At 71.4% G+C, this 18,550-nt stretch carries 18 protein-coding genes; 13 read left to right on the top strand and 5 right to left on the bottom strand.

All coding sequences use genetic code 11. The features are described from left to right. Positions 1 to 26: 26 nt before the first annotated feature. From ACTOQ3_RS10590 to ACTOQ3_RS10575, 4 genes are all read left to right on the top strand, one after another. Positions 27 to 779 carry a metal ABC transporter ATP-binding protein gene (locus ACTOQ3_RS10590; RefSeq protein ID WP_440070210.1) on the top strand — a complete coding sequence of 251 codons (753 nt, stop codon included), beginning with the start codon at positions 27 to 29 and terminating at the stop codon, positions 777 to 779. After that, positions 776 to 1,609, top strand: coding sequence for a metal ABC transporter permease (locus tag ACTOQ3_RS10585; RefSeq protein ID WP_440083158.1), 834 nt, complete (start codon positions 776 to 778; stop codon positions 1,607 to 1,609). The genes ACTOQ3_RS10590 and ACTOQ3_RS10585 overlap by 4 nt, the downstream gene beginning before the upstream one ends. After that, entirely contained in the window at positions 1,606 to 2,013 is a 408-nt protein-coding gene (locus ACTOQ3_RS10580) for a Fur family transcriptional regulator (protein WP_440083157.1), read from the top strand. The genes ACTOQ3_RS10585 and ACTOQ3_RS10580 overlap by 4 nt, the downstream gene beginning before the upstream one ends. Positions 2,014 to 2,256: 243 nt before the next feature. After that, positions 2,257 to 2,805 (top strand): CGNR zinc finger domain-containing protein, encoded by a 549-nt coding sequence (locus ACTOQ3_RS10575; protein ID WP_344748104.1) that lies wholly within the window; start codon positions 2,257 to 2,259, stop codon positions 2,803 to 2,805. Positions 2,806 to 2,977: 172 nt separating this feature from the next. Here ACTOQ3_RS10575 and ACTOQ3_RS10570 read toward each other — a convergent pair whose 3' ends face one another. Genes ACTOQ3_RS10570 through recO form a run of 3 tightly spaced genes read right to left on the bottom strand, consistent with a single transcriptional unit; the run spans position 2,978 to position 5,339 of the window. Then, positions 2,978 to 3,742, bottom strand: coding sequence for a crotonase/enoyl-CoA hydratase family protein (locus ACTOQ3_RS10570; RefSeq protein ID WP_440083156.1), 765 nt, complete (start codon positions 3,740 to 3,742; stop codon positions 2,978 to 2,980). Positions 3,743 to 3,786: 44 nt separating this feature from the next. Beyond that, positions 3,787 to 4,605, bottom strand: a complete 819-nt coding sequence (locus ACTOQ3_RS10565; protein ID WP_440070075.1) for an isoprenyl transferase — start codon at positions 4,603 to 4,605, stop codon at positions 3,787 to 3,789. Next, positions 4,602 to 5,339, bottom strand: a complete 738-nt coding sequence (gene recO, locus ACTOQ3_RS10560) for a DNA repair protein RecO (RefSeq protein WP_440083155.1) — start codon at positions 5,337 to 5,339, stop codon at positions 4,602 to 4,604. The genes ACTOQ3_RS10565 and recO overlap by 4 nt, the downstream gene beginning before the upstream one ends. 171 nt (positions 5,340 to 5,510) lie before the next feature. On the opposite strand from recO, the gene ACTOQ3_RS10555 reads away from it, so the two are divergent. From ACTOQ3_RS10555 to rocD, 5 genes are all read left to right on the top strand, one after another. After that, positions 5,511 to 7,085, top strand: coding sequence for a CDP-alcohol phosphatidyltransferase family protein (locus ACTOQ3_RS10555; protein ID WP_440083154.1), 1,575 nt, complete (start codon positions 5,511 to 5,513; stop codon positions 7,083 to 7,085). Further along, positions 7,082 to 7,792 (top strand): DUF5941 domain-containing protein, encoded by a 711-nt coding sequence (locus ACTOQ3_RS10550; protein WP_440083153.1) that lies wholly within the window; start codon positions 7,082 to 7,084, stop codon positions 7,790 to 7,792. The genes ACTOQ3_RS10555 and ACTOQ3_RS10550 overlap by 4 nt, the downstream gene beginning before the upstream one ends. A gap of 126 nt (positions 7,793 to 7,918) precedes the next feature. Then, positions 7,919 to 8,416, top strand: a complete 498-nt coding sequence (locus ACTOQ3_RS10545) for an Lrp/AsnC family transcriptional regulator (RefSeq protein ID WP_440083152.1) — start codon at positions 7,919 to 7,921, stop codon at positions 8,414 to 8,416. 133 nt (positions 8,417 to 8,549) lie between these two features. Continuing rightward, the gene (ddaH, locus tag ACTOQ3_RS10540) at positions 8,550 to 9,356 is read left to right on the top strand and encodes a dimethylargininase (RefSeq protein ID WP_440083151.1); all 807 of its coding nucleotides are present in this window, start codon (positions 8,550 to 8,552) and stop codon (positions 9,354 to 9,356) included. 41 nt (positions 9,357 to 9,397) lie between these two features. Beyond that, positions 9,398 to 10,609 carry an ornithine--oxo-acid transaminase gene (gene rocD / locus ACTOQ3_RS10535; RefSeq protein ID WP_440083182.1) on the top strand — a complete coding sequence of 404 codons (1,212 nt, stop codon included), beginning with the start codon at positions 9,398 to 9,400 and terminating at the stop codon, positions 10,607 to 10,609. A gap of 58 nt (positions 10,610 to 10,667) precedes the next feature. On the opposite strand, the gene ACTOQ3_RS10530 is transcribed toward rocD, so the two are convergent. Then, on the bottom strand, positions 10,668 to 12,236 hold the full coding sequence (locus ACTOQ3_RS10530) for an alkaline phosphatase D family protein (protein ID WP_440083150.1): 1,569 nt from the start codon (positions 12,234 to 12,236) through the stop codon (positions 10,668 to 10,670). A 259-nt stretch (positions 12,237 to 12,495) separates the two neighbouring features. On the opposite strand from ACTOQ3_RS10530, the gene ACTOQ3_RS10525 reads away from it, so the two are divergent. Continuing rightward, a complete protein-coding gene (locus ACTOQ3_RS10525; protein ID WP_440083149.1) occupies positions 12,496 to 13,785 on the top strand; it encodes a Glu/Leu/Phe/Val family dehydrogenase in 1,290 nt (429 codons plus the stop codon). Between the two features lie 353 nt (positions 13,786 to 14,138). Here ACTOQ3_RS10525 and ACTOQ3_RS10520 read toward each other — a convergent pair whose 3' ends face one another. Then, a complete protein-coding gene (locus ACTOQ3_RS10520; protein ID WP_440070083.1) occupies positions 14,139 to 14,630 on the bottom strand; it encodes a MarR family winged helix-turn-helix transcriptional regulator in 492 nt (163 codons plus the stop codon). A gap of 86 nt (positions 14,631 to 14,716) precedes the next feature. Here ACTOQ3_RS10520 and ACTOQ3_RS10515 point away from each other — a divergent pair, with 86 nt between their 5' ends. The 3 genes from ACTOQ3_RS10515 (at position 14,717) to ACTOQ3_RS10505 (ending at position 18,505) form a co-directional block, all read left to right on the top strand. Continuing rightward, positions 14,717 to 15,805, top strand: a complete 1,089-nt coding sequence (locus tag ACTOQ3_RS10515; RefSeq protein ID WP_440083148.1) for a substrate-binding domain-containing protein — start codon at positions 14,717 to 14,719, stop codon at positions 15,803 to 15,805. 102 nt (positions 15,806 to 15,907) lie between these two features. Then, positions 15,908 to 17,335 (top strand): APC family permease, encoded by a 1,428-nt coding sequence (locus ACTOQ3_RS10510; protein WP_440083147.1) that lies wholly within the window; start codon positions 15,908 to 15,910, stop codon positions 17,333 to 17,335. 159 nt (positions 17,336 to 17,494) lie between these two features. Then, positions 17,495 to 18,505, top strand: coding sequence for an acetamidase/formamidase family protein (locus tag ACTOQ3_RS10505; protein ID WP_440083146.1), 1,011 nt, complete (start codon positions 17,495 to 17,497; stop codon positions 18,503 to 18,505). The last annotated feature ends 45 nt before the right edge of the window (positions 18,506 to 18,550 follow it).

Raw genomic sequence — 18,550 nt, 5'->3', positions numbered from 1 at the left:
TGACATCCAGCAAAACGGTTTTCACCATGAACGGCGGCCAGGTCAACCTGGACCGCCGTCCGGTGCTTCGCGGGATCGACCTGTCCGTCGAGCCCGGTGAGGCGGTGGCGGTGCTCGGCGCGAACGGATCGGGAAAGTCCACCCTCATCCGCGCCCTGCTCGGCCTCATCCCCCTCTCCGGCGGCGAGACCCTCCTGTACGGCAGGCCGCCCGCCCGGTTCCGCGAATGGTGGCGGATCGGCTACGTACCCCAGCGGCTCTCGGTGGGCGGGGGTGTGCCGACCACGATCCGCGAGGTCGTCGCCTCCGGCAGGATCGCGAGGCAGCGCCGGCTGCGCCCGACCGGCGCGGCCGACCGTGAGGCGACCGGCAGGGCCCTGGCGGCCGTCGGGCTGGCCCACCGCGCCTCCGATCCGGTGCAGGCGCTGTCCGGCGGGCAGCAGCAGCGGGTGCTGATCGCCCGCGCCCTCGCCGGAGAGCCCGACACCTTCGTCATGGACGAGCCCACGGCGGGCGTCGACTCCGAGAGCCAGCTGCTCCTCGCGGAGACCCTGTCCACGCTCGTCGCGCAGGGCAAGACGGTCCTGCTGGTCGCGCACGAGCTCGGCCCGCTGGAGCCCCTGATCACCCGGGCGGTGGTCCTGCGGGACGGGTACGTGTGTCACGACGGCCCGCCACCCCAGGCGGTCGGCACACACGCGCTGCCCGGCCACGACCATGTGCACCCGCACGCCGAGGAGGAGCCCGTGAGCCCGCTCGACTGGAGGCCCGCCTCGTGATCGAGCTTCTGCAGTTCGACTTCATGCAGCGGGCGCTGATCGCCGCTCTCCTGGTCGGCCTGGCCGCCCCCGCCATCGGCACGTTCATGGTCCAGCGCCGCCTGGCCCTGCTGGGCGACGGCATCGGGCATGTCGCGCTGACCGGCGTGGCCCTGGGCTTCCTGACCGGAACGGCCCCGGTGCTGACGGCCGTGGTGGTCTCGATACTGGGCGCCGTGGCCATCGAACTGGTCCGCGAGCGCGGCAGGACCAGCGGGGACGTGGCGCTCGCCCTGCTGTTCTACGGCGGCATCGCCGGAGGTGTGCTGCTCATCTCGCTGGCTCCCGGGGGGAGCAACGCCACGCTGATGTCCTACCTGTTCGGCTCGATCAGCAGCGTCGCCGTCGAGGACGTGTGGGTGATCGGCCTGCTGGCGGTGGCGGTGCTCGGCGTGGTGACCGTCTTCGGGCGGGAACTCTATGTACTGTGCCAGGACGAGGAGGTCGCCAAGGCCAGCGGCCTGCCGGTCCGCTTCCTCAGCCTGCTGATCGCCGTGACCGCCGCGCTGACCGTGGTCATCGCCATGCGCGTCGTAGGATTGCTTCTGGTGAGCGCGTTGATGGTGGTACCGGTGGCGACCAGCCAGCAGCTCACCCGGGGGTTCGTGAGCACGATGTTCCTTTCCATGTTGTTCGGGATGATCTCCACGGTCGGTGGCCTGACCTCCTCCTTCTACATCGAGGTCCCGCCGGGCGCGATCATCGTCATCGTCGCTCTCGCGGGGTTCGTCCTCGCCCTCGGGCTCGGTAGATTCGTACGTCGAAGCCGACCTCAGGAGTCCAGCCCATGAGCAACAGGCGTGACGCCGTCCACGCGATCCTCCGCCAGAGCGAGGGGTTCCGCAGCGCGCAGGACGTCTACGCGGAGATGCGCGCGGAAGGCGCCAAGATCGGACTGACCACCGTCTACCGGGCGCTCCAGGCGCTCGCCGACACCGGTCACGTCGACGTGCTGCGCACCGACGACGGCGAGTCGGTCTACCGGGCGTGCGCCAGCGGCGACCACCACCATCACCTGGTCTGCCGCAGGTGCGGCCGCACGGTGGAGGTGGCCGGGCCCGCGGTGGAGCGCTGGGCCGAGACCGTCGGTTCCGAGCACGGCTTCACCGAGATCACCCACACGGTGGAGATCTTCGGAACCTGCGCCTCCTGCGCCACCGCCGCCAAACCGCTCCGCACACCGAGCCGCGCCTGACCGCGCCCGAGCGGACACCCGGGCGCGACGGAGCACACTGTACGAGGAGACTGTTTTCAGGACGCGGCGTACAACATCACGGCTCACCAGGACATGCTTCACGGAAAGCCTCGTCGCACGGGCCGCGCCACGGTGACGGGTGCCCGGGAGGGGGCGCCGGAGGTCCACGGGAGAGATACGCTTCCGACACGGCGAGCCGCCGTACGCGCCTCCACGTTGCAATCGCCTCCTACAGGAGTCAACATGCCATTCGGACATGACATGGTGCACTCACTCGCCACCGCGGTCGACCTGGTCAACACCTCCCCTTCCACCGGAGGCGAGGACACCCTGACCGACCTGAGGAAACTCGGCGACTTCGTGGCGCGCTGGGAGGTCAGCGGGATCGGCGAGCTGGACGCCGCCGACCTGACCCAGGTGCGCGCGCTGCGCGAGGCCTTCCACAAGGTCTTCACCGCCCCGGACCAGCCCACCGCGGTCATCCGGCTGAACACCCTGCTGAGCGGGACCCGCATCACCCCGCGCCTGGCGGAGCACGACGGCCACCCCCTGCACGTCCACTACTTCGCGCCGGACGCCTCGCTCCACGAGCACCTCGCGGCCGACATCGGGGTCGCCCTGGCCCACCTGCTCGTCGAGGGCGAGTGGGAGCGCCTGCGCACCTGCTCGGCACCCGACTGCGACCACGTCTTCGTGGACGAGTCACGCAACCGCTCGCGGGTCTACTGCGACAGCCGCACCTGCGGGAACCGGATGCACGTCGCCGCCTACCGCGCCCGGCGCCGGGCCTGACGTCGCCCTCCACTGATACCTGTTGACCGAGTAGGTAATGCGGGTAGGTTGTGACGTGACTCGGTGCGCGGCTTCGTCCACGAGGTGGAGACCGGCCGTCCGCGCGAGGTCAAGGCCTGAGCCGAGGCGACGCGGAGGGGCGCGAACCCGGCCCCCGCCCGGGAACCGCGGGTCACGGAGCGCCGAAGTCGCCGTGGCGGCCGGCTCCGGCGGCGAAGCGGGACGCACCGGCCACCGCGCCGGGCAGGGCGTTCAGGCCGTGGCGCAGCTCCCCCGCCATGGCCTCCCGCTCGGGCAGCCCCTCCTGCTCCAGCACCGACATGCGGTCGCCGCGCATGCACTCCTGGGGAAAGCGCGCGATGGAGGCGGCCAGGTTCTCGGCGGCGGCACGCGAGGTGCCGGCCGGCACCACCCGGTCGACCAGCCCCATGCCGAGGGCCTCCGCGGCGGCCACCGGACGGCCGGTGAGGATCATGTCCATCGCCCGTCCCGTCCCGACCAGCCGCGGCAGCCGGACGGTGCCTCCGTCGACCAGCGGGACGCCCCAGCGGCGGCAGAAGACCCCGAACACCGCGTCCTCCTCGGCCACCCGCAGGTCGCACCAGAGGGCCAGCTCCAGCCCTCCGGCGACCGCGTGCCCGGCGACGGCCGCGATCACGGGCTTGCCGAGCCGCATCCGGGTGGGCCCCATCGGCCCGTCGCCCTCGGGGTCCACCCGGTTGGCGCGGCCCTCGGCGACGGCCTTGAGGTCGGCTCCCGCGCAGAACGTGCCCCCCTCGCCCCACAGCACGGCCACCGCCGCGCCGGGGTCGGCGTCGAAGTCGCGGAAGGCGTCGGCGAGCGCCCGCGCCGTGGGGCCGTCGACGGCGTTGCGGACCTCGGGCCTGGAGAGCACGACGGTGGTGACGGGCCCGTCGCGTTCGATCCTGACAGTCATCCGGGGGCACCTCTCAGCGGGTCTGCGTCACCCGGAACATAACATTATTCCGCTGCGGCACCCGGGCCGCCCGAGGCGTCCCGCGCGGACGGGACCGCGTTCGGCACCGCTCCCCCGTATCTCCTGTCGCGCTTGGCGTACGTCTCGCAGGCCTCCCACAGATCGCGGCGGTCGAAGTCGGGCCAGAGACGGTTGAGGAAGACCATCTCGGCGTACGCCGTCTGCCAGATCAGGAAGTTGGAGATGCGCTGCTCGCCGGAGGACCGCACGAACAGGTCGACGTCGGGGATCTGCGGCTCGTCCAGGTACCGGGCGAAGGTCTCCTCCTTCACCCGGCCCGGCTTCACCCGCCCGTCGGCGATGTCCTGCGCCAGGCGCAGGGCGGCGTCCACGATCTCGGCGCGGCCGCCGTAGTTGACGCAGAACTGCAGGGTGAGCGTGGAGTTGCCCTCGGTCATCTCCTCGGCGTCGCGCAGCTCCTGGATGACGCTCCTCCACAGCCGGCCGGGGCGGCCCGCCCAGCGGACCCGCACGCCCATCGCGTGGAGCTGGTCCCTGCGGCGGCGGATGACGTCGCGGTTGAAACCCATCAGGAAGCGGACCTCGTCGGGGGAGCGCTTCCAGTTCTCCGTGGAGAAGGCGTAGGCCGACAGGTAGGGGATGCCGAGCTCGATCGCGCCCTCGATCACGTCGAAGAGCGACGCCTCGCCCGCCTTGTGCCCCTCGGTGCGGGGCAGGCCGCGCTGCTTGGCCCACCTCCCGTTGCCGTCCATCACGATCGCCACGTGCCGGGGCACGAGGTCGCGCGGGATCGGGGGCGGGGTGGCGCCGGAGGGATGCGGGACGGGTGGGCGGACGTTCACGTGGCGAGCTCCCTTTCTACGTGTCGAAGAGAGCGTATGCCGTGTTCGAGATGCCACTGGAGGTAGGCCGCGACCAGGCCGCTGCACTCGGCGCGGTGCCGGGCGACGGAGGCGTCCGCGGTGAGCCAGTCGCCCTTGAGCAGCGCCACCATCAGGGCGAGGGTCTCCCCCTCGGGCACCGCCGCGCCCGCGGGGCGGCAGGTCCCGCACACCACGCCCCCGGCCACGATGGCGAAGGCCCGTACCGAGACGGCCTTGCACCGGGCGCAGGCCTCCAGGGCGGGGGCGTACCCGGCGACGGCGAGGGAGCGCAGGAAGTAGGCGTCCAGGACGAGCCTGGCCTCGTGGTCACCTGAACCGAGCGTGCGCAGGCCGCCGACGAGCAGCAGGAACTGGCGCAGCGCGGGCTCCTTCTCCCCCATGACCAGGCGGTCGGCGGTCTCCAGCATCGCGGTGCCCGCCGTGTAGCGCGGGTAGTCGGAGACGAGCGACTCGCCGTACGGCCGGATGGTCTCGGCCTGGGTGATCATGTCGAGCGTGCGGCCGGTGTGGAGCTGGAGGTCGACGTGGGTGAACGGCTCGAGCCTGCCCCCAAATCGTGATGTTGTCCGCCGGACCCCCTTGGCGACGGCCCGGATCTTGCCCATCCGCCGGGTCAGGACGGTGACGATGCGGTCGGCCTCGCCCAGCTTGTGGGTGCGCAGCACGATGCCGTCGTCACGGTACAGACTCACCCGCACAGTGTAGTGGGGCCGTCCACTTGGCAGAGGTGGAACCATGATCAAACGACACGGATAGATCACCGGTGCGTGTTGTTCACCCAAAACTCACTAAACTTTGGCCTCTGGCGAAATGCCGCCCCCGGTTACACCGCCTCAACACCCGTCTCCGCACGAAAGGGTGCCATGCCCCGCGTGGTCCTGCTGGGCTCATCGCCCGGCCCCGATGCCGCTCCCGGCCAGGCGACGCCCGCCGCGTTGACCCTGCCCGCGCTTCCCGGCTGCCCCACGGTGATCGGCAAGCTGCACGGCCAGCTCGCCTCCCTCGACCCCCAGCCGGTGACGATCGTCCGCTCGGGCGACGCCGCCGCCCACCGGGGCTTCCCCGGCAGCCTGGTCGAGACCTCCGACCTGGCCGGCGACCTGCGCGCCGTGGCCGACGCGGTCGAGGGCGCCACCGAGAACCTGCTCTTCCTGCCGACCAACTCGCTGATCCACGACGAGCTGATCTACCAGATCACCAAGTCGAAGCGCGGAGCCCTCGCGCTGATCACCAAGGAGCCGCGGGAGGAGGACGAGAACGGCGACGTCATCGTCCCCGACGTCCCGATCGACGAGGCTCTGCCGGAGATCGGCGACCGGAGGCTGGAGGGCCTGCCCGTCCGGGTGCGCGCCCGCAAGTCCCGGGTCATCTCGGTGGGCTCGGCCTTCCACGGGGTGACCCGGCCCAACTCGGTCCTGCTCGGCCCGCTGCACCTGCACCACAAGCACGCGCCCGTCCTCGCCGAGGCCGCCCGCGAGCTGGCCGACATGGCCCACCTGCTGGGTCCCGACGACGACCTGGTCCAGCTGCTGGTCCTGGGCCTGGTGCGCAAGGGCGTATCCGTTGGCATCCGCGGTCGCCGCGACCTGTTCTTCCGCCGGGTGTCCTCTCCCGAGCAGGCCGCCGAGGCGCTCGCCGAGATGTCCACGTTCAACGAGGACAAGGCGCGGCTGAACAACGCGGTGAAGGGCGCCGACGGCTTCTTCACCACGTACTTCGTCAGCACCTACTCCCGGTTCATCGCCCGCTGGGCCGCCAGGCGGGGGCTCACCCCCAACCAGGTCACGCTGATCTCGATCGCGCTGGGCGTGGCGGCGGCGCTGTGCTTCGCCACCGGAGAGCGGGCCGGGATGGTCGCGGGCGGCGTGCTGATCTACTTCGCGTTCGTCTTCGACTGCGTGGACGGCCAGGTCGCGCGGTACGCCCGCAAGTTCGGCGTGCTGGGGGCGTGGCTGGACGCCACGTTCGACCGGTTCAAGGAGTACGTGGTCTTCGCGGGCCTGGCGGTCGGCGCGGCGGTCTCCGGCGTGGGCGACGTCTGGACGCTGGCGCTGATCGCGCTCGGCGTGCAGTCCATCAAGCACCTCCTCGACTTCTCCTACGGCGCGGCGAACCGGCGCAAGCCCCCGTCGCCGCTGCCCTCGGTGGCGCTGTCGGTCAGCGCCGACACCGGCCTGCGCCAGGCTCTGGAGCAGCGCAAGAACGCCACGACCAGCGGGATCCGCAGCCTGCTGAAGATGTGGGGCAGGGCCGGCAGGTACCGGGCCGTGCACTGGGCCCGCAAGATGATCGTGTTCCCCATCGGGGAGCGCTTCGCCGCCATCGCGATCGTCAGCGCCCTGTTCGACGCCAGGATCACCTTCCTGACACTGATCATCTGGGGCGGCATCGGGGCCGCCTACTCGCTCACCGGACGCCTGATGAGGTCTCTCGCATGATCACCCAGCCGCAGACCATCCCCGCTCCGGATCCGTACGAGGAGCGGCTGCGCGTGCAGACCGCCCGGCTGCTCGCCTACCGCGACGACGGCCCGCTGGTCACGCTGCTGCGCGACAAGGTCGGTCCGGGTCTGCCCCCGGTGCCCGCCTCGCTCGCCGCGCTGCTGGCGATCATCGCGATGGCCGTGACCGGGATGCTGGTGAACGGGCCGATGCTGCTCGTCCCGGTGCTGGTCATGATCGTCCTGGTGCTGCCCACCGCGGCCCGCGACCACCTCGGCAAGCTCGACTGGCTGACGCCGCCGCTGATCCGGGCGGCCGAGTTCCTCACGATCATCCTGATCGGCCTGGCGGCCGACGCGCCCAAGTGGCTGCTGTACGTGCTGATCTACGTGATCGGCTACCACACCTACGACACGGTGTACCGGACGCGGCAGAGCATCTGGCCGGCCCCCTGGGTGTTCCAGGCCGGGCTGGGCTGGGAACTCCGGCTGCTGCTGGTCGGCGCCGGCGCCGCGCTGGGCGTGCTGACGTGGGTGCTGGCCGCGCTCACGCTCTACCTCGGCGTGCTGTTCGCGGTCGAGAGCGTGACGAGCTGGGTCGGCCTGGACAAGCAGACGGCGAACGCAGCCCAGGCGAGCGACGACCTGGAGACCTCCCCCGAGGAGGCCCAGGAGCAGGCCACCGGCGAGGCCGACCAGACCTGACCCGAGACCTCGCGAACGGCTCATGCCGCCGGACAGATCATCTGTCCGGCGGCATTCGCGTGTCCGGGCCGCACGCCACGCCGCCCATCGCGAACCCGCGCCGACCCAGGCGGTATACAGGTCTGCGTGGAACTGGACAGGCTGGATCGCGACATCATCGGGGCGCTCATCGAGGACGCCCGCGCCACGTACGCGGAGATCGGGCAGCGGGTGGGCCTGTCGGCGTCGGCGGTGAAACGCCGGGTGGACCGGCTGCGCGAGACCGGCGCCATCACCGGGTTCACCGCCCGGGTGGAGCCCGCGGCGCTCGGCTGGACCACCGAGGCCTACGTGGAGCTGTTCTGCGCGGGCAAGACCTCGCCGTCGGAGATCGGGGTGGCCGTCGGCCGCCATCCCGAGGTCGTCTCGGCGTGCACCATCACCGGCGAGGCCGACGCGCTGCTGCACATCAGGGCCACCGACGTGCGGCACGTGGAGAGGGTGATCGAGCGCATCGCCTCGGAGCCGTTCGTGGTGCGGACCAAGAGCTCCATCGTGCTCTCCCGCCTGATCGAGGCCCCCCTGGTCACCTCGCGCAGCGAGCCGTTCATCGCCCCGCACAACGAATCGACGTTTCTAGCCTGAAGCACGCAAGAAACCCGCGTCAGCGCGCAAAAGCGGCCCCTTGGCCTGCGAGAACGCTGTTCCTAGGCTGATGGCACCGCCGTCGAGACCGTGACGGCGGCTGTCACCACGACCTTTACCTGCGGGGTTATCCATGACGAGGCACTACCTCATGTGTCGGCCCGACCATTTCGCGGTCGAGTACGCGATCAACCCGTGGATGCATCCCGAGTCCGGCGCCGACCGCGAGGTGGCGATCAGGCAGTGGGAGACCCTCAGGAGCGCCTACGAGGAGCTCGGGCACCGCGTCAGCCTCATCGACCCGGTGGAGGGCCTGCCGGACATGGTCTTCGCCGCCAACGGCGCGCTGGTCGTGGACGGCCGCGTGTACGGCGCGCGGTTCACCCACCCGCAGCGCGCGGCCGAGGGGCCCGCGTACCTGAAGTGGTTCGTCGACAACGGCTACGAGCGGGTCCACGACGCGGCCTTCACCAACGAGGGCGAGGGCGACTTCCTCACGCTCGACCACCTGGTGCTGGCCGGGACCGGGTTCCGCACCGACATCACCGCGCACAAGGAGGCCCAGGAGTTCCTCGGCCGCCCGGTGGTGACGCTGCAGCTGGTGGACCCCCGGTTCTACCACCTGGACACCGCACTCTTCCCGCTAAACGGACATAACGTGGCATACTTCCCAGGGGCTTTCTCGCCGGGGAGCCAGGAGGTGCTCCGCGCCCTCTTCCCCGACGCCGTCATCGCGAGCGAGGACGACGCGGCCGTACTGGGCCTCAACGCCGTCAGCGACGGCGTCAACGTGGTCATCAACGCCGAGGCCGCCGACCTGCAGCTCGAACTCAAGCGCCGCGGCTTCGAGGTCATCCCGGTGGATCTGTCGGAGCTTCGCAAGGCGGGCGGCGGCCCCAAGTGCTGCACGCTGGAGATCCGGGGACGGCGCGCGGCATGACGGGCACGGACCAGGCGAACCAGGGAGGGGCGGGACATCGGATGACCGGCACCGACGACTTCATCGAGCTGAGCGAGCGCCGCAGCGCGCACAACTACCATCCCCTGCCCGTCGTGATCCGCGAGGCGCAGGGCGCCTGGGTCGTCGACGTGGAGGGCAGGCGGTTCCTCGACTGCCTGTCCGGCTACTCCTCACTGAACTTCGGACACGGCAACCCGAAGATCATCGCAGCGGCGCAGGAGCAGCTGTCGCGGCTCACCCTGACCAGCCGCGCCTTCTTCCACGACCAGTTCGCCACCTTCGCCGCCGGGCTGGGCGACCTCACCGGCAAGGACATGGTCCTGCCGATGAACACCGGCGCCGAGGCCGTGGAGACCGCGATCAAGGTGGCCCGCAAGTGGGGCTACGAGGTCAAGGGCGTGGCCGCCGAGCAGGCCAACATCATCGTGATGGAGGACAACTTCCACGGCCGGACCACCACGATCGTCGGCTTCTCCACCGACCCCGACGCCCGCGGCGGCTTCGGCCCGTACACCCCCGGTTTCAGGATCGTGAAGTACGGCTCCGTCGAGGCGATCCGCGAGGCCGTCGACGCCAACACGGTCGCGGTGCTGCTGGAGCCCATCCAGGGCGAGGCGGGGGTGCTGGTGCCGCCGGACGGCTACCTCACCCAGGTCCGCGAGTTGTGCACCGCGGAGAACATCCTGATGATCGCCGACGAGATCCAGTCGGGGCTCGGCCGCACCGGCGAGACCTTCGCCTGCGACCACGAGGACGTCGTCCCCGACATCTACGTGCTGGGCAAGGCCCTGGGCGGCGGTGTCGTCCCGGTCTCGGCGATCACCGCGAACGAGGACGTGCTCGGCGTGATCAGGCCGGGGCAGCACGGCTCGACCTTCGGCGGCAACCCGCTCGCCTGCGCGGTCGCCAACGCGGTCATCGAGCTGCTCGGCACCGGCGAGTACCAGGCGCGGGCCAGGGAACTCGGCGAGGTCATGCACGAGAGGCTGCGCGCGCTGATCGGCCACGGTGTGATCACCGTGCGCGGGCGCGGTCTGTGGGCGGGGGTCGACATCGACCCGTCGCTGGCGAGCGGGCGGGAGGTCTCCAAGGCGCTCATGGCCCACGGCGTCCTGGCCAAGGACACCCACGGCTCGACCATCCGGCTCGCCCCGCCGATCGTCGTCTCCGAGGAGGACCTCGTGTGGGCGGTCGACCAGCTCGGCGCGGTCCTGGCGGAACTCGCGCGGTGACCCCTCCGGTGCGGCCCGCGTCCCGGAGGGGACGCGCCGCACCGGAATCCCGGGGCCTCTAGCGGACGGGTGAGTCCTCCAGCTCCACGACGGTGATCTCCGAGACCTCGGTGCCCGTGGCGGTGTCCCAGCGCACCGACGTGGGGACGGTGCCCAGGGAGAGGATCGCCACCGCGTTGGAGAACCACGGGCCGTTGGTGATCCGCCACTTGAACGGCGGCTTGGGGATCCTGGCCGCGCGGGAGAGCGAGCGGCCGATCAGGCTGGCGATGCCGAACTGGGCGACGATGTTGGCCAGGCGGAGGGTGCGGCTCAGCGGGTTGCGGATCGGGGAACAGACCAGCTGGTAGATGGGGAGCCCGCGGGCCTTGGCCACGTAGGAGTAGTGCACGTCGCCGGAGAGCATGATCACCGGCTTCCCCAGCCCCATCAGCAGCTTGGACAGGTCCTCGAACGAGCGGCGGAAGGCCGCCCAGTGCTCCAGGTCGACGGCCTGGCGCAGGGTCTCCGACCAGCGGGCCACGGTCTTGCCCCAGGCGCCCTGGGCCAGGGCCTCGTTCCAGTTCTGGATGTGGTGGATGCCCGCCGGGAGCAGGAACGGCACCGAGGAGCCGATCACGAAGCGCTTCGCGCCGTCCCTGCGGAGCTGCTCGGTGAGCCACTCCCACTCCACCGGGTCGATCATGCGCCGGTCCCTGGGGTCGAGCTGGCGGGAGCAGCGGGAGTCGAGCATGATCAGGCGGGTGTCGCCGAGGTCGCGGGCGTAGCTCCACCGGCTGTCGGAGGGAACGTCGTAGGCGTGCTCGGCGAAGACGTCGAGGACCTCGGCGCCGTCCCCCTCGGCCGCGCACACCTTGCTGAGCACCTCGTCGGAGGCGCGTTCCGCCGGCGACATGTTGCCCAGGTGCTGGTAGACCCAGTAGGCGCCGATCCCGGACACCACCCGGTGCCGCCACCAGGGGACGTCCTCCATCGCCTTGCGCCAGGAGATGGAGGTGTTGAAGTCGTCGCGCAGGTCGTGGTCGTCGAAGATCATCGCGGTGGGCACGGTGGAGAGGAGCCAGCGGATCTCCGGGTCGGTCCACGCCAGGCGGTACAGCTCGGCGTACTCCTCGAAGTCGGCGATCTCCTTCTTCGGGTCGGTGTCCCTGCGGCTCGCGATGAACTCCAGCATCTCGGCGGACGGCTCGTCGGCGTAGACCTGGTCGCCGAGGAGCAGCAGCAGGTCGGGCCAGCGCTCGTCGGGCGCGTCCGGCAGGGTGCCGCCGTACGCGCGCAGCACGTCCACCCCGTGGGAGATCGTGTACACGAGGTCGTGCGGCACGCTGGTCCGGCAGGAGCCGAACATGACGCGGTTCGGGCCGTCCGGGCCGAGCAGGCGGATGCGGCTCGGCGGCTGGTCGGGCAGCGGCCACACGGTCTCCCCGCCCAGGCGCACCTCGTAGGTCCCGCCGCTCTCCACGTCGACGATCGCGTAGTGGTGGCCGTGGACGGTGAACGTCCTGGCCTCCGAACGCACGCCGCCGACCTCGACCGTCACCTCACACGGCTCGCTCGTCTCCACCCATACCGACGCGCTCGTCTCGTCGACGTAACGCAGCATCGGTCCGACCACAAGTTCCGGCACGTTCATCCCCTCAGCCACTGCACAACGGCAAGAATCCTTGACCGGAGACTGCCGAATCTGCGCGTTACCCCCAGATTGCCCAAGAGGACCGGCGGATAACAACGCACCTCCTGGTCGCGTGCTCGCGAACAGGCCCGGTGATCAGTCATCAGAACGAAACACGGCCCGTCCCTGCGGGCAAAAAACCGCACCTACTCTGATCGTGACCATGTGCCCCGAGTGGAGCAAGGGCGCTCCGCTCACCGTACGGAGGTTTGCCTTGACAACGCTCACGGTGCCGTCGACGACGCCGGCCGCCACCGCTCCCGTCAGTCCGGGCCGGCAGGCCCTCGACTCCGCGCTGTTCCGGCTCGACCAGGCGGCCGACCGGCTGGAGCTGGACGACAGCCTGCGCGCCATGCTCGCCACCCCCCGCCGCTCGCTCGCCGTCTCGGTCCCGGTCCGCCGCGAGGACGGCCGGATGGACGTCGTGCAGGGTTTCCGGGTTCAGCACAACACTACCCGGGGCCCGGCGAAGGGCGGCATCCGCTTCCACCCCCGCACCGACGTTCACGAGGTCACCGCCCTGGCCATGGGCATGACGTGGAAGTGCGCGCTGGCCGGCATCCCCTACGGGGGCGCCAAGGGCGGTGTCTCGGTGGACCCCGCCTCGCTGAGCGCCCGCGAGCTGGAACGGGTCACCCGGCGCTACGTCAACGAGGTCCTGCCGATCATCGGTCCCGAGAGGGACGTCCCGACCCCCGACGTCGGGACCGACGAGCGGACGATGGCCTGGATCATGGACACCTACTCGGTGAACGCGGGCTACCCGGTGCCCGGCGTGACGATCGGCGGTCCCGTGACCCCCGGCGGCGCGCCCGACCGGACCGGGGCCACCTCTCGCGGCGTGCGGATCGCCGCGCTCAGGGCCCTGGACGGCTCCCCCGAGGGCCGCACCGTCGCGATCCAGGGCTTCGGCAAGGTCGGCGCCCCGGCCGCGCGCTACCTCGCCGACGCGGGCTGCCTCGTGGTCGCCGTCTCCGACCGCACCGGGGCCGTGATCGACCGCTCCGGCCTGGACGTCGACGACCTGCGGGCGTGGTCGGAGGAGACCGGCGGCGTACGCGGCTACCACCGGGCGGACGCGCTGTCGCGGGAGGAACTGCTGGAGCTCGACGTGGACGTGCTCGTCCCCGCCGCGATGGAAGGGGCGATCACCGAGGAGAACGCCACCCGGATCAGGGCCGGTCTGGTCGTGGAGGGCGCCAGCTCCCCCACCACGCCCGGGGCGGACCGCGTCCTCGCCGAGGCGGGCGTCACCGTGGTCCCCGACATCCTGGCCAACGCGGGCGGCGTGATCGTCTCCTACCTGGAGTGGCTGCAGGACATGCAGGCGCGCTCGTGGAGCGCGCGCGAGGTCGACGCGAGGCTCCGCGGCATCGTGGAGGACGCGTTCGACACGACCGCGACGGTCGCCGCCGAGCACGGGATCACCCTGCGCCAGGCGGCCCATGTGATCGGTGTCGGCCGTGTCGCCGAGGCCCACCGGGCACGCGGGCTGCACTCCTGAAGTCGTGATCGGTGCCGGCCGTGTCGCCGAGGCCCACCGGGCACGCGGGCTGCACTCCTGAAGTCGTGATCGGTGCCGGCCGTGTCGCCGAGGCCCACCGGGCACGCGGGCTGCACTCCTGAAGTCGTGATCGGTGCCGGCCGTGTCGCCGAGGCCCACCGGGCACGCGGGCTGCACTCCTGAAGTCGTGATCGGTGCCGGCCGTGTCGCCGAGGCCCACCGGGCACGCGGGCTGCACTCCTGAAGTCGTGAGGGGGCGTGTCATGGGGCCTGACGAAGCCGTGGACCGGGGCGCGGCGCGGTCCCCGCGGGTCAGAGCGCGCACGGGCTCCGACGCCGCCGGCCGGGACGCGTCACGAGCGGCCGGGGCCGCCGGGGGCGCGCTCCGGGACCGCCGGCGAAGGGACCGCCGGAGCATCGTCCAGGGCGGTGACCAGCCCCTCCAGATCCCGCATGAGCCGCTCGGTGCGCTCGGTGCCGTAGACCGCCTCGATCAGCCGATGGTGCTCGGCCACCCCGCCCTCGACCCGGGCCAGCAGCTCGGACCCGCGGTCGGCGAGGAAGACGGCGACCTTCCGGCGGTCGCCCGGGTCGTGACCCCGATAGACGAGGGAACGGTCGATGAGCCGGTCGATGGCCTTGGTCAGCGTCGGGTGCGGCATCAGCACGGCCTCGGCCAGGTCTCCCATCGAGTGCCCCCGGCCGTCGGCGAGGGCGCGCAGGATGCGCCACTGCTCGACGGAGACGTCCTGGGCGGTCACCGCCGCGGCGAGTCCCCGGTTGACACTGCGCTCGGCCCTGCTGAGGAGGTAGGCGAGCGAGGATCCCAGCCCGGTCGTCACCACATGGAGCTCCCGTCTGCGTCACGATCCGTGTCCCGTCCGAGTGACGGGACTGCCGTACCCATCCATTCCGGAGGATACTCGTCTGTGTGGCAGAAGCCATCACACCCGTCATAGAACCCCTGGAAGCCCGGCTGCTCCCGGGGGACGCGCTGCGCGTCGGGCTGGTCGTGCCGATCTCCGGCGTGCTCGGCCTGGTGGGGCCGTGCGCGATCAACTGCGCGATCCTCGCCGCCGACGAGGTGAACCTCGCGGGCGGGATGCTCGGCAGGCCGGTGGAGCTGGTCCTGGTCGACGGCGGCCGTCCGGCGGCGCAGGTGGCCGCCGAGGTGGCGGGGCTCGCGCGCTGCGGCGCGATCGACGCCGTGGTCGGCACCCACGGCAGCGACGTCAGGATCGAGGTGGTGCGGGCGCTGGCCGGCGGGGTGCCGTTCGTCTACGCGCCGCCGTACGAGGGGGGCGGTCACGCGCCGGGGGTCTACTTCCTGGGCGAGACCCCCGCCCGCCAGCTGCGGCCCGGCCTCGACTGGCTGATCGACCGCCGCCGGGCGCGCAGGTGGTTCCTGCTCGGCAACGACTACGTCTGGCCGCGCCTGGTCCACGGGGCGGCCCGCCGCCACCTCGCCGCACGGGACGCCGGGGTCGTCGGCGAGCTCCTGGTGCCGTACGGCACCCGCGACTTCTCCTCGGCCCTGGAGAGACTGGTGGCCGCCCGCCCCGACGCGGTGCTGCTCAGCCTGGTGGGCAGCGACCTGGTCGCCTTCAACCGGGCCTTCGCGGCGGCCGGGCTGTCCTGGCCGCGGCTCTGCGGCGCGCTGGAGGAGCACGGCCTGCTCGGCATCGGCGGCGACGCCACCGGCGAGCTGTACGGGGCGATGGGGTACTTCGCGAGCCTGGGCACCGACGACAGCCTGAGCCTCGGCGAGCGCTACGCCCGCAGGTTCGGCTCGACCGCGCCGCTGCTCAACGGGCACGGGCAGGGCTGCTACGAGGCGGTGCTGATGCTCGCCGCGCTCGGCTCGCGCGCCGGGACGCTCGCCGTGCCCGAGGTGGACGCGATCGCCGACGGCACCTCCATCGTCACCGCGCGGGGGCGGCTGACCCTGCGCGGACGCGGGGTACGGCGGCAGGCCCACATCGGCCGGGCCGACGGGCTGGACTTCGACATCGTCCGCTAGGTGCGCGGCGGGTCGAGGTCGGACAAAAACTTCCGACTGAAAACTTTTCCTTTGCAAGCAAAAGTTCTAGGGTACGGCTGCAGCCACTTCAAGGAGCCGTACATGACAACCGAGCCCTCACTGGAGCAATTCGGCTACCGACAGGAACTCCGCAGGTCACTGAGCTTCACCGACCTGCTCGTCTACGGCCTGATCTTCATGGTCCCGATCGCGCCGTTCGGCATCTTCGGCGGCGTCTTCCAGGCCTCGGGTGGCATGGTCGCCCTCGCGTACGCCATCGGCATGGTCGCGATGGCCTTCACCGCGCTCTCGTACGCGCAGATGGCCCGCGCGTTCCCGATGGCCGGATCGGTCTACACCTACGCGGGCCGCGGCATCGCCGCGCCCGTCGGTTTCCTGGCCGGGTGGGTGATCCTGCTCGACTACGTGCTGGTGCCCGCCCTGCTCTATCTCATCGCGAGCGCGGCGATGGCCTCCTTCGTGCCCGCCATCCCCGTCTGGGGCTGGCTGATCGTGTTCGTGGTGCTCAACACGGTCGTGAACTACACGGGCATCCAGATGACCGCGCGCATCACGAAGATCATGCTGATCGGTGAGCTCATCGTGCTGGCGATCTTCATGGTCGTCGGGGTGGTCGCCCTGGCTCAGGGCAAGGCCCAGGCGGGCGCGCTCAGCCCGCTGTTCGACTCCTCGACCTTCTCCTGGTCGCTCGTCTTCGGCGCGGTCTCGATCGCGGTCCTGTCCTTCCTCGGCTTCGACGGCATCTCGATGATGGCCGAGGAGAGCCGCGAGGACTCGCGGCGGCTCGGCAGGTCCATGGTCGCGGCGCTGGGCCTGGCCGGGGTGCTGTTCATCGCGCAGACCTGGGTGGCCGCGCTGCTCACCCCCGACCGGTCCGACCTGCTGGCCAAGGGCGACCCCGCGGGCACCGCCTTCTACGACATGGCCGCGTTCGCCGGGGGCCACTGGCTCAGTGTGCTGACCGCGGTCGCCACCGCCGTCGCCTGGGGCTTCGCCAACTCCCTGGTCGCCCAGGCCGCCACCTCCCGGCTGCTGTTCGCGATGGCCCGCGACCGCCAGCTCCCCTCCTTCCTGGCCAGGATCCACCCCACGCACCGGGTGCCCGTCAACGCCACCCTCGTGGTGGCCGCGGTCTCCCTGATCGTCGGTCTCTACCTGACCACCCGCGACGACGGCATCACGCTGATCAGCGGGCTGGTCAACTTCGGGGCGATGACCGCCTTCCTCGCGCTGCACGTGTCGGTGGTCGTCCACTACGTCGTGCGCCGGGGCAGCCGCGACCTGTGGCGGCACCTCGTCGTCCCGGTGCTCGGCTTCGCGATCCTGCTCTACGTCGTGATCAACGCCAGCATCGCGGCCCAGACGCTCGGCATCGTCTGGTTCTGCGTCGGCCTGGTGGTACTCGGCGTCTCCTACGCCACAGGCCGCCGGCCCACGCTGGCCGGGCTCGTCGACGCCCCGGAGGCACCCGGCCGTGCCGCGGCACCCGGCACGGTCGGCAAGCCCTGAGAGCCCACGCCCCCCGTCCCACCCACCCACAACATGCGAGGGCAGAACCGTGTTCGAGATCTTCCTGGAGGTCGGCGAGGGGCTCGGCTCCTTCCGCGCCCCCTCCGCCCTTCCCGTCGCGGGACGCGGTTCCGTGCCGCTCCCCCTGGAGGGCGCGCGATGAACGTCTTCTCCTACCGCCCCGCGCCCGAGGACCTCAGCTACACCTTCGGCGGCCGGCCCGCGGTGGCCAGGGTCGCCCCCGGCTCGATCGTCGAGACGTACACCGAGGACTGCTTCGGCGGCCTGGTGACCTCGGTCGACGACCTGCCCTCACGGGTCTGCGAGTTCCCCTACCTCAACCCCGTCACCGGACCCTTCCACGTGGAGGGGGCCGAGCCCGGCGACACGCTCGCGCTGCACTTCGTCTCCATCGAACCCGCCAGGGACTGGGCCGTGTCGGCCACGTTCCCGCACTTCGGCGCGCTGACGGGCACCCACACCACCGCGATGCTCACCCCTCCCCTGGAGGAGCTGGTGTGGCGCTACGACATCGACACGGCCGCGGGCGTGGTCCGCTACCACGCCCGCAGGAGCGACTTCACGGTCGAGCTGCCGCTCGACCCGATGCACGGCACGGTCGGCGTCGCGCCCGCCGCGTCCGAGGCCCGCATGACGATCACCCCGGACGCCCACGGGGGCAACATGGACACCCCCGAGCTGCGCGCCGGGGTGACCGTCTATCTCGACGTCAACGTCGAGGGCGGGCTCTTCGCGATCGGCGACGGGCACGCCAGGCAGGGGCACGGCGAGGTGTGCGGCACCGCCGTCGAGGCGGCGATGAACACCGTCGTCGCCGTGGAGCTGATCAAGGGGGTGAGCACCCCGTGGCCCCGCCTGGAGGACGACGCCCACCTGATGTCCACCGGCTCGGCCCGCCCGCTGGAGGACGCCTACCGGATCAGCCAGCACGACCTGGTCACCTGGGCCTCCGAGCTCACCGGCCTGGACCCGCTGGACGCCTACCAGCTGGTCAGCCAGATCGGCGAGGCCCCGGTCGGCAACGTCTGCGACACCAACTACACGATGGTCGCCAAGCTTCCCAAGTCCGTCCTCGGCCGTCCGGACGCCTACGAGTCGGCCCACGATCGCCTGCGCGCCCTCGGCCGGAGATACCTGGCCGAACGCTGACCGGGGACGTCCCGCCGGGAACCCGGCGAGCCGGCCGTCCGCGTC

Source organism: Streptosporangium sp. LJ11, assembly GCF_051918945.1.
In the GTDB taxonomy this organism is placed as follows: domain Bacteria; phylum Actinomycetota; class Actinomycetes; order Streptosporangiales; family Streptosporangiaceae; genus Streptosporangium.
This window is presented reverse-complemented; position numbering and strand designations above follow the sequence as displayed.

Bases quoted from the DNA above. Each gene is read 5' to 3' on its own strand.
- ACTOQ3_RS10510 (WP_440083147.1), top strand. From the start codon at position 15,908: ATGACAACCGAGCCCTCACTGGAGCAATTCGGCTACCGACAGGAACTC.
- ACTOQ3_RS10555 (WP_440083154.1), top strand. From the start codon at position 5,511: ATGCCCCGCGTGGTCCTGCTGGGCTCATCGCCCGGCCCCGATGCCGCT.
- ACTOQ3_RS10580 (WP_440083157.1), top strand. From the start codon at position 1,606: ATGAGCAACAGGCGTGACGCCGTCCACGCGATCCTCCGCCAGAGCGAG.
- ACTOQ3_RS10590 (WP_440070210.1), top strand. From the start codon at position 27: ATGAACGGCGGCCAGGTCAACCTGGACCGCCGTCCGGTGCTTCGCGGG.
- ACTOQ3_RS10575 (WP_344748104.1), top strand. From the start codon at position 2,257: ATGCCATTCGGACATGACATGGTGCACTCACTCGCCACCGCGGTCGAC.
- ACTOQ3_RS10505 (WP_440083146.1), top strand. From the start codon at position 17,495: ATGAACGTCTTCTCCTACCGCCCCGCGCCCGAGGACCTCAGCTACACC.
- ACTOQ3_RS10570 (WP_440083156.1), bottom strand. From the start codon at position 3,742: ATGACTGTCAGGATCGAACGCGACGGGCCCGTCACCACCGTCGTGCTC.
- rocD (WP_440083182.1), top strand. From the start codon at position 9,398: ATGACCGGCACCGACGACTTCATCGAGCTGAGCGAGCGCCGCAGCGCG.
- ddaH (WP_440083151.1), top strand. From the start codon at position 8,550: ATGACGAGGCACTACCTCATGTGTCGGCCCGACCATTTCGCGGTCGAG.
- ACTOQ3_RS10550 (WP_440083153.1), top strand. From the start codon at position 7,082: ATGATCACCCAGCCGCAGACCATCCCCGCTCCGGATCCGTACGAGGAG.